Origin of the sequence: Dyadobacter alkalitolerans DSM 23607, assembly GCF_000428845.1 — a bacterium.
Lineage (GTDB): Bacteria > Bacteroidota > Bacteroidia > Cytophagales > Spirosomataceae > Dyadobacter > Dyadobacter alkalitolerans.
This window is the reverse complement of record NZ_AUAS01000007.1, coordinates 204,747-217,120: the sequence shown is the minus strand read 5'-3', so window position 1 is coordinate 217,120 and position 12,374 is coordinate 204,747. Positions and strand designations below refer to the sequence as shown.

Genomic DNA, 12,374 nt, shown 5'->3' with positions numbered 1-12,374 from the left:
TTAATTTTGCAAATACCTTGTTTTTAACCTTTACAGCAGATACAAATTTATACAATTTTTAGATATGTTCACCAGATCCATTACGTTAGATGCACTTCATTCTTTTAGTCAGAATACAATTTCCAACCATCTTGGAATTGAGTTCACAGAGATAGGGAATGATTATATAACTGCAAGAATGCCAGTGGACAAGCGTACGCATCAGCCATTTGGAATTTTACATGGCGGTGCATCTGTTGTTCTGGCAGAGACATTGGGCAGCATTGCATCATTTCTTTGTCTGCCCGACCCTGAAAAACAACATGCGGTGGGTCTGGAGATCAATGCAAACCATATCCGGTCTGCCAGGGCGGGTTTCGTGTATGGAACAGTGCGGCCGATCCACCTGGGCAGGACGACGCACATTTGGGACATTCAAATCACCAATGAAGAAAGAAAGTTGGTATGCATCAGCCGCCTGACGGTTGCTATTGTGAATGCAGACCGCTGACATTATTTTGCAGGAAAATAACCTAACGATTAGATTAAAGACTAAATGCTTTCAGTACAAACCGACACACGACTTTCCATATTTGAGGGATTACAGGTTGAGGAGCTTTGGACAGCATCCAGGCAATTGGGATTTCCGTCGGCATTATGGAGATTACCGCACAGGAATGAAATTCAGCTGCTGATTTCGGTTCGGGACGGAATCCGAAAATGTCAGCCTGAGCTTGAAAAACTCTCACCCGGCTTCGTCGTAAGCAACTTTCATTGGGAAACGGATCAGGAAGTGCTGTTTCTGGAAGGCGACATTATTCTGACTTTTTCTGACGATATTAATATAAAAGACATTGAAAATAACGTCAGCGAGGAACATCCGGATGTGATAAAGCTGGTAACACTGGCCACTGAAATTGCCAAAGATGCGAATCCGCATGCCTATCACAATGCTATTGCCATCAACGAATTACCGGATCTGAATGCCCGCGACCGTTTCAAAAGGACCGTTGAGCTGGCCGTATCTGCCATCCGGCAAGGGCAGTTTAAAAAAGTAGTTTTATCCCGGACAAAGGACTTAGCCTATTCCGAAAACTTTCAGCCCGCCAAAGCATTCAGCAAGCTGGCAAAAGTATATCCGCATGCATTTGTTTCACTGGTTAACCTGCCCCATCAGAACGAGTTATGGCTTGGGGCGAGCCCGGAGGCATTGGTACGCCAGGATTCGAATGGCACTTTCAGGACAATGTCCCTCGCGGGAACGCAAAACGCGCGAAATGAGGCTGGTGAGCTTATTCCGAAGTTTGATATTCGCTGGGGCGAGAAGGAGATTGAGGAACATGCGCTGGTCAGCCGTTATATTGTAGAATGTTTCAAAAAAATCCGCCTCCGGGAATACACGGAAACCGGCCCTAAAACAGTTCTGGCTGGTAATTTATATCATTTAAGGACTGATTTTGAAGTGGATACCACTACGCTGAACTTTCCTGAGCTCGCGTCTGTCATGCTTAAACTCCTGCATCCGACCTCTGCGGTTTGCGGCGTACCGAAACTTCCCAGCCTGCAATTCCTTACCGAGATCGAAGGCTATAATCGCTCATTTTACAGTGGCTTTATCGGGCCGGCACAAGTGGGCGGCGATACAAATCTTTTTGTAAACCTGCGGACAGTGAGGTTTAAAGACGGAACAGCAACACTTTTTGCGGGTGCCGGAATCACCGAAGATTCCATTCCTGAGCGCGAATGGGAAGAAACGGAGATGAAATGTGATACACTTCTGAAAGTAATTGCTCAGGAATTCTAAAAATATATTTTCTGCTATTAAACTTTTATAGTAGAAAAAAGTCCAATAGGTTTTAGATTAATATATAATTTTGGGAAAGACCCGAATTTCGATATTATTCACAACAACGCCCCCTAAACCAAAGCTCTGGAATTATTATTTTATGAATCCAAACACAAAGTCTGTATTTTCGAAAATACCGAATCTGAATAAAACCCTCTCCTCTGTAATCCTCTCGGGTACGCTTCTCTTCACATTTTCATGCAAAGAAAAAAAGGACACTTTTCAGGCGAAGGGTGGCGGCGGACCTACGATCGTTGACGTCATCATTGCCAAAACTGAAAAAGTAAGCGATAAGGTCGAAGTTAACGGAACAATTGTTGCTAATGAATTTGCCGAGCTAAGACCGGAAGTAAGCGGACTGCTCACATATCTCAATGTTCCTGAGGGACAAACAGTTTCCAAAGGAACGGTGATCGCCAGGATTAATAATGCAGATTTACAGGCGCAGCTGAACCGTACAAAAGTGCAGCTCGAACTTGCAGAAACTACTGAAAAGCGATTAAAACAGCTTGTGGCCGTAAACGGCATCAACCAGGCCGATTACGATCTGGCTGTGAATCAAGTCAGTACATTTAAGGCGGATATGGCTTACACGCAGGCTTTGATCGACAAAACCATTGTTCGTGCGCCATTTACGGGTGTTATAGGTTTAAGAAAAGTAAGTGAAGGATCATTTGTAACACCAACGAATGTCCTTGCTACCATGCAGCAGCTGGCCAACCTGCGGATTGATTTTACAATTCCCGAAACCTACCAAAAATATGTAAGGAAAGGTGCCAATGTAGAAGTGCTTCTGGACCAGAATTCCGGAAAAAGAGAAAGCGCACGGATTATCGCCCTGGAACCGCAGGTTAATCAGTCAACCAGGAATATTACCGTAAGAGCTGTGCTGAATTCCGGCTCTACAAGCCCGGGTTCGTTCGCGAAAGTATATTTGAATGCGAGTACGAATAAATCCAGTATCCTGATCCCAACCAACTGCATTATCCCGGAAGCGATGGGTAAAAAGGCGGTCACCGTGAAGGGCGGCAAAGCGGTTTTTGTAGAAATCCAGACTGGTGACAGACGTGAAGAAGTAGTTGAAGTGACCAGTGGCCTGAGCGTTGGGGATACCGTAGTTGTTTCGGGCGTGTTATTTGCCCGTCCTGATGCCCCAGTGAAAGTGAGAAGCGTAAAAAGCTTGAATGCTGTGAAGTAATTACGGCGGTAGAACAACTATTTCCTTGAACCTGACCTATGAACATTTCTGAATTATCATTAAAACGGCCCGTTTTGGCCGTAGTTATGAACCTGCTCATCATCCTCTTCGGTGTGGTAGGCTATAACTTTCTCTCACTCCGCGACTACCCGGCCATTGATCCGCCGGTTGTGAACGTCCGCACGAGTTACACCGGTGCAAACGCCGATATCATTGAAAGCCAGATCACTGAGCCGCTTGAAAAAAGCATCAATGGTATTCCCGGTATCAAAAGTATCAGCTCATCCAGCCAGATCGGGTCGAGTAACATTACTGTTGAATTCAACCTGGAATCGGATCTTGAAGGCGCTGCCAATGATGTTCGCGACAAAGTAAGCCAGGCGCAGCGAAACCTTCCGCAAGATGTGGATGCCCCGCCGGTGGTAAGCAAGGCGGATGCAAACAGTGATTTCATCCTGCTTCTTGCCGTTCAGAGTCCATCCAAGGGTTTATTGGAATTGAGTGAATATGCAGAAAACGTATTGCAGCAAAGTCTTCAAACCATTGACGGCGTAAGTGCAATTAATATTTTCGGGCAAAAGCGTTATGCCATGCGCATCTGGCTTGATCCGGATAAAATGAGCGCTTATGGCATTTCTTTCAACGATATTTCGACAACATTAAGCTCTGAAAACGTCGAGTTACCGGCAGGAAAGATTTACGGAGCCAACACCGAGCTGACAATCAGGACAATGGGCCGGCTTACCAGCGAAAAAGAATTCAGCGACCTCGTTATCAGAAATGACAGCGCTGGGATTGTGCGCCTTGCTAATGTCGCGAAAGTAGAGCTTGGCCCTGAGAATGAGGAACAAAGCTGGAAATACAATGGTATGTACGCTGTTGGTCTGGCTGTAATTCCCCAACCCGGAGCCAATTACGTTGAGATTTCAGATGAGTTCAACAAAAGGCTTGCAGAGATCCAGAAATCAAATAAATCGGACATTACATTCAATGTTCTCCTGGATAACACGCGACTGGTCCGTCAGTCTATCTTGGAAGTTGAGGAAACCCTGCTGATCGCATTTTCACTCGTGGTGATCGTTATCCTATTCTTTTTCAGGAGTTTCATCGTTGCTGTCCGCCCATTGATCGATATTCCGATATCGCTGGTTGCGACGTTCTTTATCATGTATTTGTTCGGGTTTTCAATTAATATATTGACCCTTTTAGGCATTGTACTGGCAACAGGACTTGTGGTGGATGATGGAATTGTGGTCACGGAAAACATCTTTCGAAAGCTCGAAAGCGGCCTTCCGATAAGGCAGGCTGCATTGGAAGGAAGCCGCGAGATTTTCTTTGCTGTAATTTCTACGTCGCTTACGCTTGCCGTTGTGTTCCTACCCGTTATTTTCCTCGAAGGTTTTGTCGGGAGTCTGTTCCGGGAATTTGGTATCGTCGTTGCTTCCGCGGTTTTGATCTCAGCATTCGTTTCGCTTACGATTACCCCGGTTTTGAATGTGTTTTTAAATCGTAAAAGTGCAGGCCATGGTTGGTTCTACAATAAGACTGAGCCATTCTTTACAGGTATGGAAGATGGTTATAACCGGTCATTGCGCAGCTTTATGAAGGCACGCTGGCTTGCCTGGGTTCTGGTGGCCGCCTGCGGTGTGCTTATTTATTTTACCTACACCAACTTACAAAGTGAGCTGGCACCAATGGAAGATAGGAACAGCATCCGTTTCAACCTCTCGGCGCCGGAAGGAACCAGTTTTGACCAGATGCAGGGCGTTTCCGATCAGCTATCCAACTTTTTGAACGATTCGATTCCCGAAAAAGCATTCACATTCTCTGCAACGCCAGGCTTTGGCGGTGGCGGTGTAAACAGCGGCACGGCGCGGATTGGCCTTGTTCCGGCTGGCGAGCGTAAGAAAAGCCAGAACGACCTGGCCCAGGAAATCAACAAGAAGCTGGCGCGTTTCAATGACGCGCGGATTTTCGCAACACAGGAACAAACCATTGCCGTTGGTCAGGGCTCACGAGGCGGCTTACCGGTTCAGTTTGTATTACAAAACCTTGATTTTAACAAGATTTTTGAAGTATTACCCAAATTCCTGGAAGAAGCGCGGCAAGATCCAACATTCCAGAATGTGGATGTCAACCTGAAATTCAATAAACCTGAGATCCGGCTTACTATTGACCGCTTGAAGGCAAGAGATCTTGGATTGTCGACAACAGACGTTGCCGGTGCGATCCAGTCTGCATTTAGTGGAAGAAGGCTTGCCTATTTCATCATGAACGGCCAGCAATATCAGGTAATCGGTCAAGTAGAACGTTCGGAGCGGAACAAACCTGCCGATATTTCCAAACTTTACGTGCGGAATAACCGGGGCGAAAATATTCCGTTGACAGCCGTTGTCCAGATGAAGGAAGAAAGCGGTCCGCCTACGATTTATCACTATAATCGTTACAAAAGCGCAACGGTTTCTGCATCATTAGTTGAAGGAAAAACCATCGGCGACGGTGTGGCCGCTATGCGCAGGATTGCCGCAAAACTGCTGGACGAATCATTCCAAACGTCCCTGACAGGCTCATCGCGTGACTTTGAAGAAAGCTCGTCAAACACCAGTTTCGCATTTGGATTAGCATTACTGCTTGTTTATCTGGTGCTTGCAGGACAGTTTGAAAGCTTTACAGATCCATTTATCATCATGATCACGGTGCCGCTTGCGTTAGCGGGTGCATTGCTGAGTTTATATCTCTTTGGTCTCACGATCAATATCTTCTCTCAGATCGGGATGATCATGCTCATTGGTTTGGTAACCAAAAACGGGATCCTGATCGTGGAGTTTGCCAACCAGAAACGGGAACAGGGAATGGGAAGAATGGCTGCCGCCGTGGAATCGGCCACGCAGCGTTTACGACCAATTCTTATGACGAGCCTTGCCACGGCTTTCGGAGCATTGCCGATTGCGCTTAGCCTGGGTGCAGCTGCTACGAGCCGCGTTCCGCTGGGTGTGGTTATCGTGGGAGGGTTAATGTTCTCGCTGATCCTGACATTGTTTGTGATCCCGGCGGTTTACACGTTCATCTCACCGAAAAACCACAAAATGACCGAAGAACAGAAAATGGCAGAAGAGCTGGCTGTTCAGCATTAACAGCCATTTTTCCTGAAATATTTATAAATCAACTATTGTCTTTGCATGAACCCGCTCCTGATTTTGAAATGTAAGAAAAACCTTTTGCTAATGCTTCTGCTGGTCAGCAGCAGCGCGTTTTCAATGCAGGCCGACAGCCTTACGATCACGCTGGAAGATGCGATCGCGACGGCTTTAAAAAATAATTACGAGATAGAAATTGCCAAAAACAATGTGGAAGCCAACACGCTGCTCAACAATTATGGCGTTGCCGGAGGCTTACCGCTGGTGACAGCTCAGGCTTCCAATACAGAACAGATCACACAGGTCAATCAAAAGTTAACGGACGGAACTGAGATCAATAGGAATGCAGCAGCGGGTAACAACACACAGGCCAGCTTGAATGCTGGTATTTTATTATACAATGGTAAAAGGGTTGTTTCCACAAAAAAACGTCTGGCCGAGCTGCAATATCAGAGCGCGGAGCTGCTTAACTCTCAGATCCAGAACACAATAGCATTGGTAATGACGAGTTATTATGATGTCGTGCGCCAATTGAGTTACCTGAATACGGTGCGAACTTCGATCCAAGCTTCCGAAAAACGACTTGAAATCCTGAAAGTGCGTAAAGAAGCCGGAATGGCCAATAATGCAGATCTTTTTCAAGCCGAAATCGATTTAAATACATTAAACCAGACATTTCTGGACCAGCTGAATGTGGCCCAGGTCGCCAAAACCGAACTGCTTCGCATCCTGACGCTCGATCCGAAATCGGCGGTAAGCATTAAGGATACAATTATGGTTGATAATACGCTTAAACTTGACGCCATTCTGGACCGGATTGCGGCGAATGCAGACGTGAAAGCAGCGGATCATCAAATCCGCATTAACGAGCTGATCGTCCGCGAAACGGCTGCATTAAGATACCCGACCGTGCGGTTCAACACGGCTTACAACTTTTCCAGAAACCAAACTGCGGCCGGTTTTACCTTGCTGAACAGGGTCGCAGGCCCTAATGCAGGCCTCACGCTCGCTATCCCGATTTACAACGGTTCGGCGTTTAAAAGACAGCAGCAGGTTGCGGAGATTAACACGGAAAGCGCCAAGTTGCAACGAAGTTCTATTGTGCGCGATTACAATGCAGGTGCAGTGAAAATGTATCAGACTTTCCTGACCTCGCTCGAACAACTTGAAACACAAAAACGCAACTTTAACCTGGCAAAACAGCTCTTGGATCTTACATTACAACGTTTTGAACTGATCCAGGCAACAATCATTGATGTGCGTGAGGCCCAGCGGAGTTTCGAAGATGCGGGTTACCGGATGATCAACCTGAATTATGCAGCCAAAGCGGCCGAAATCGAGCTGAAAAGGCTTAGTAACACCTTGCAATAGCATTCGAATCTCATTTTGATTAAAGGGCTGGCTATCAAATAGTCAGCCCTTTCTTTTTGCGCAGGAAGAAGCGTTGGTGGCATAGGTTTTTCTCCTTTTTGTTTATCGAGATTAAAAAGAGATTAAACCTTTCACGGTTTCGCCCATCTAACAGACTTACTTCCTTCAACTTAACGTCATGAGAAATTTCCGGCTCCCGTTTTTGCTATTGCTTTTGATCAACCTGCAAGGTTTTGCACAGGAAGAGCCAGCGGAGACTTTCTTAATTAAAGGCAAATTGGAGGATGGGGATAAGAATCCGGTTTTGTTTGCCAATGTCGCACTCTATTCTGCGAAGGATTCGAGCCTGACAGGCGGCATTGCTTCTGACGACAAAGGCCTTTTCGAATTTCCTGCTGCACCGGGAAATTATTTTCTCAAAATCACGTATCTCACTTTGGATGAGAAGATTGTCCCCAACGTGAATGTGGCCAGCCAGAACCTGGACCTTGGAATAATTTCACTTCAATCGAATTCAAAAGTCTTGGAAGAAGTGCTCGTGCGCGGGGAAAAAAGCCAGATGGAATTGCAGCTCGATAAACGTGTTTTTAATGTTGGAAAAGACCTGAGCAATATTGGAAGCAATGCATCGGATATCTTAAATAATATGCCTTCAGTAACTGTTGATGTGGAAGGAAATGTAGCATTAAGGGGAAGCGGTAACGTCCGGATTCTGATCGATGGAAAGCAATCCGGAATGATCGGCTTAAATCCGGCGGAAGCATTGCGGCAGATTCCCGGCGACCTGATCGAAAGCATTGAGATCATTACCAATCCTTCATCGCGTTATGATGCAGAAGGCGAAGTTGGGATTCTGAACATTGTGATGAAGAAAAATATCCGTTACGGATTGAATGGTTCGTTCACGGCGACTGCCGGTTATCCCTCTAATTTCGGCGGCTCTTTCAATCTTAATTATAGACGTAAAAAGGTGAATCTGATTGCTAATTACGGCTTAATGTATCGCGAAGGTCCTGGTCGCGGCAATTCCCGGCAAGAATATAACAGCTCGGATACGAGTTTTGTCTACGAGCAACGTTCGGCTCGCACGCGCTCGGGAACTTCCAACAACTTTATGGTTGGTCTGGATTATTTTCTGAACAATTTTAACACGGTTACAGCGACGGTTTCTTACCGTAAGTCCATGAATAACAACAGGTCACAGCTGGATTACATGGATTATGATTTTAACAATGTGCTGACACAAACCGTTACGCGTACGGAAAGAGAAGCCGAGCCAAGAACGAACATTGAGGCAGCATTGAATTATGAAAAGAAATTTGACAAAAAAGGACAAAGCCTGACATTCAATTCCAAATACATCATTAGTGACGAAACGGAATCCGCGCGTTACCGGGAGTTTTCAAATCTCGATCCCACCGGCATTATGCAGCGTGCATTTAATACCGAAGATGAAAAGACATTCCTTGCCCAGCTCGACTACATTCAACCTATTGGGAAAGATGGAAAAATAGAAGCTGGACTAAAAACGTCCATCCGGTTGCTGGACAATGATTTTTCGGTGCATCAGCAGGACGAGCAGATGGATTGGATCATTCTGGACCAGTATGATAACCGGTTTGCTTACGACGAAAAAATCCATGCAGGTTATGTCATGGCCAGCAATCAGTTTGGTAAAGTGTTTGTTCAAGCGGGGTTAAGGGGAGAATATTCGGACATTACTACGGAGCTTAAAAAGACGAATGAGCGCAATCACCGTGGCTATTTTAATCTTTTTCCAAGCATTCATACGTCGTACAAAGTTGCGGATGCGCAAACTGTTCAGCTGAGTTACAGTTACCGCCTCAGCCGCCCCAATTTCCGCGACCTCCTACCCTTCTCTAATTTCAGCGATTCCCGCGTTTTCCGCGCCGGTAACCCATTGCTGAATCCGGAATTCACGCATTCGTTTGAAGCCGGACATTTGCTGAATATGCCGAAGGGCTCATTGCTATCCAGCATTTACTATCGTCACAGGCTTGGCGTTGTAGAGAACATTACTTCCGTTGATTCTACGGGTTTTACCACCATTACACCTATCAATCTTTCCACCGGCGATTCCTATGGATTTGAATTTAACCTCACTTATGACCCGGCGCCCTGGTGGAAACTGACAGGAAACGCGAATATTTTCAGGGCCATTAATGAAGGTTTTTACCAGGATAAGGCTTTAAAAAGCGACACTTATTCCTGGACAAGCCGGTTTTCGTCAAGGGTTACATTGTTTAAATCTGTTGATTTTCAGTCCTCATTCAATTACCGCGCACCACGGAAAACAACGCAGGGACGCGATTTGGCCATCTATTTTATCGACCTTGGGCTTTCCAGAGATATTCTCAAAGGGAGAGGAACCATTACTGCCAGCGTGCGTGATTTGCTCAACTCTCAGAAAAGACGCAGCATTGTCGAGAATGCCGGTTACTATTCCCGTTCGGAATTCCAGTGGCGTGCGAGGCAGTTTTTGGTAACATTTGCCTACCGCCTCAACCGCTCCAAAGAAAAGGAAAGAATGGATAACAAAGGCAGCGAAGGTGAAGAAGACTAATCCTACGGTTGAAAACCGTACATTTGCGCAAACTTTTGTACAATAGCGAATGCTTTTTATAGGAAAATACAATCACCTCACCATTGAGCGCTTAACCAGCGTCGGCATGTTCCTGAGTGATGTCGAAGGCGAAGAAGTCCTTTTGCCAAATCAATATTTAACAGACGAAATGCAGATCGGCGACACCATTAAGGTGTTCGTTTACCTGGATTCCGAAGACCGGCCCGTAGCGACCACGGAAACGCCGAAAATCATCCGTAATCAATTTGCTTTTCTGGAAGTAACGGATGTTACAGAGCACGGCGCTTTCATGGATTGGGGTTTAATTAAAGACCTTTTCGTGCCGTTCCGCGAACAAAGCACGCCGATGCAGCTCGGAGAATGGCACGTCGTTTTCCTTTATCTCGACCAAAAATCTTCGCGCCTGATTGCGTCCACCAAGATCGACCGTTTTCTCGAAAACGAAAGACTTACAGTTGCCGAAGGCGATGAAGTGGATCTGCTGATTTTTTCAAAATCAGATTTGGGTTACAATGCCATTGTGAATCAATATCACAAAGGTTTGATCTACGCGAATGAAATTTTCCGCGAAATCAATGTTGGGGATTCTTTAAGGGGTTATGTCAAAAAAATAAGGGAAGAAAACAAGCTGGACCTCAGCCTGCAAAAAACGGGTTATGAAGTGGTGGAACCGACTGCACAGGCTATTTTGGACCAACTGAAAAAAGCGAACGGTTTCCTGAATTTATCAGATAACAGCTCGCCGGAGGATATTTACAAGAAATTACAGATCAGTAAGAAAGTCTTCAAAAAGGCGATCGGCGGGCTTTACAGACAAGGCCTGATCAAGATCGGTGATGACGGCATTAGGCTGGTTGTAGAAGATTAAAACAAAAATGCCGGCTTGTGACCGGCATTTTTTATGTCATTTCTTCCCATATTTGACTTTATACTTTTCGTAAAGCCGCTTCTGTTTATCATCCAGGTTCACTTTCCCGCCCTTAATAAAGGCCATCTGGATCACATTGCCGCGCATATCCAGCATATCCCCGGCCGTCACGAGGAACGAAGCCTGTTTACCTTTTTCCAATGTTCCTACCAGCTTGTCAGCGCCGATGATTTCAGCAGCATTTTTGGTAACAAATTGCAATGCTTCCTCTGGCGTCACATTGCCAAATCCTGACGACGTCCCCGCCAGAAAAGCCAGGTTACGCGTCCGCCACCATTCGTCCGCATACGTGATCGCCACTTTTACGCCTGCTTTGTGCAACATGCCGGGCAGCTCGTAAGGCAGATAAACCTGTTCGTCCACACGGCCGGGCAGGCGGTGCGTAGGGTTCAGAACCACGGGAATCTGGTTTTCTTTCAGGAAGGCAGCGACTTTGTAAGACTCATCGCCGCCCACGATCACGATTTTTTTGACCCCATTTTCCTTCGCAAAATTTACCGCTTCAATAATGTCCTTCCCATACTCTGCACGAATGTACAAATTGGCCGAGCCATCAAAAAGCGGCTTCATCGCAGCCAGGCGCAGGTTCACAGAACCGGGCGACTGCGTTTCCGCATAAGCTCTCGCATCTGCAAATGTGGAACGGAAGACATTAATGGCCTCAGTGCGCTTGTCATTTCTCTTAACCGAAACCGTGAAATCTTCATAATTAAAACTGCTCGACAAAAATGGCGGCCAGCTCAGCCAGATGCCATCGTCCTTGACCAAAACCGCATCCTCCCAGTTCCAGCCATCGCTGTAAAAAACAGAGGACGAACCCGAAATCACGCCGCCCTGCGGCACGGCCTGAGAAAGCAGAATACCATTGCCGCGCAAGGTCGGGATCACTTCGGAATCGGTGTTGTAAGCCACCAGCGCGCGAACGTGCGGGTTGATTTGGCCGACTTCGTTATAATCCAAAGTCGCCCTTACCGAAGCAATTTCCTGCAAACCAACGGTCGTGTTGAGTGAAATAATGCCTGGATAAATGTGCTTTCCCTTGGCATCGATCACCTCGGCGCCATTGGCACCAGAAACAGATCCCGTGGTGCCCACTGCCGTAATAATGCCATTATCAAAGGCGATGGAGCCATTTTCAATCACTTGCCCGTTGCCCACGTGAATGGTTGCGCCGGTAACGAGGATCATTTTTGTTTGTTTGAATGCCGGAGCCGGGTTTTGCGCATTCCCGGTGGTGACGCATGCGGCAATGCCCAGCAGCAAGCCTGTCATCCGGCGCTTAATGTTATGTTTTATCATGATAATGAGTT

Annotated in this window: 8 protein-coding genes; 7 read left to right on the top strand and 1 reads right to left on the bottom strand. The window is 46.4% G+C overall.

Annotation, left to right across the window (positions count from 1 at the left end; translation table 11 throughout):
• Positions 1–64: 64 nt before the first annotated feature.
• The 7 genes from G395_RS0115955 to G395_RS0115925 all read left to right on the top strand — a co-directional run bounded on the left by G395_RS0115955 (position 65) and on the right by G395_RS0115925 (position 11,004).
• Entirely contained in the window at positions 65–490 is a 426-nt protein-coding gene (locus tag G395_RS0115955; RefSeq protein ID WP_026630974.1) for a hotdog fold thioesterase, read from the top strand.
• A 45-nt stretch (positions 491–535) separates the two neighbouring features.
• Entirely contained in the window at positions 536–1,783 is a 1,248-nt protein-coding gene (locus G395_RS29535) for a chorismate-binding protein (protein WP_035361465.1), read from the top strand.
• Positions 1,784–1,925: 142 nt separating this feature from the next.
• Positions 1,926–3,023, top strand: coding sequence for an efflux RND transporter periplasmic adaptor subunit (locus G395_RS0115945; RefSeq protein WP_026630973.1), 1,098 nt, complete (start codon positions 1,926–1,928; stop codon positions 3,021–3,023).
• A 38-nt stretch (positions 3,024–3,061) separates the two neighbouring features.
• On the top strand, positions 3,062–6,157 hold the full coding sequence (locus G395_RS0115940; protein WP_026630972.1) for an efflux RND transporter permease subunit: 3,096 nt from the start codon (positions 3,062–3,064) through the stop codon (positions 6,155–6,157).
• Between the two features lie 45 nt (positions 6,158–6,202).
• A complete protein-coding gene (locus G395_RS0115935; RefSeq protein WP_026630971.1) occupies positions 6,203–7,531 on the top strand; it encodes a TolC family protein in 1,329 nt (442 codons plus the stop codon).
• Between the two features lie 178 nt (positions 7,532–7,709).
• The gene (locus tag G395_RS0115930) at positions 7,710–10,115 is read left to right on the top strand and encodes a TonB-dependent receptor domain-containing protein (protein ID WP_026630970.1); all 2,406 of its coding nucleotides are present in this window, start codon (positions 7,710–7,712) and stop codon (positions 10,113–10,115) included.
• 49 nt (positions 10,116–10,164) lie between these two features.
• Positions 10,165–11,004: a CvfB family protein gene (locus G395_RS0115925; protein ID WP_026630969.1), complete on the top strand. Its 840-nt coding sequence runs from the start codon at positions 10,165–10,167 to the stop codon at positions 11,002–11,004.
• 36 nt (positions 11,005–11,040) lie between these two features.
• On the opposite strand, the gene G395_RS0115920 is transcribed toward G395_RS0115925, so the two are convergent.
• On the bottom strand, positions 11,041–12,363 hold the full coding sequence (locus G395_RS0115920; RefSeq protein ID WP_026630968.1) for an amidohydrolase family protein: 1,323 nt from the start codon (positions 12,361–12,363) through the stop codon (positions 11,041–11,043).
• Positions 12,364–12,374 lie beyond the last annotated feature (11 nt).

Bases quoted from the DNA above. Each gene is read 5' to 3' on its own strand.
- G395_RS0115930 (WP_026630970.1), top strand. From the start codon at position 7,710: ATGAGAAATTTCCGGCTCCCGTTTTTGCTATTGCTTTTGATCAACCTG.
- G395_RS0115920 (WP_026630968.1), bottom strand. From the start codon at position 12,363: ATGATAAAACATAACATTAAGCGCCGGATGACAGGCTTGCTGCTGGGC.
- G395_RS0115925 (WP_026630969.1), top strand. From the start codon at position 10,165: ATGCTTTTTATAGGAAAATACAATCACCTCACCATTGAGCGCTTAACC.
- G395_RS29535 (WP_035361465.1), top strand. From the start codon at position 536: ATGCTTTCAGTACAAACCGACACACGACTTTCCATATTTGAGGGATTA.
- G395_RS0115955 (WP_026630974.1), top strand. From the start codon at position 65: ATGTTCACCAGATCCATTACGTTAGATGCACTTCATTCTTTTAGTCAG.
- G395_RS0115935 (WP_026630971.1), top strand. From the start codon at position 6,203: ATGAACCCGCTCCTGATTTTGAAATGTAAGAAAAACCTTTTGCTAATG.
- G395_RS0115945 (WP_026630973.1), top strand. From the start codon at position 1,926: ATGAATCCAAACACAAAGTCTGTATTTTCGAAAATACCGAATCTGAAT.
- G395_RS0115940 (WP_026630972.1), top strand. From the start codon at position 3,062: ATGAACATTTCTGAATTATCATTAAAACGGCCCGTTTTGGCCGTAGTT.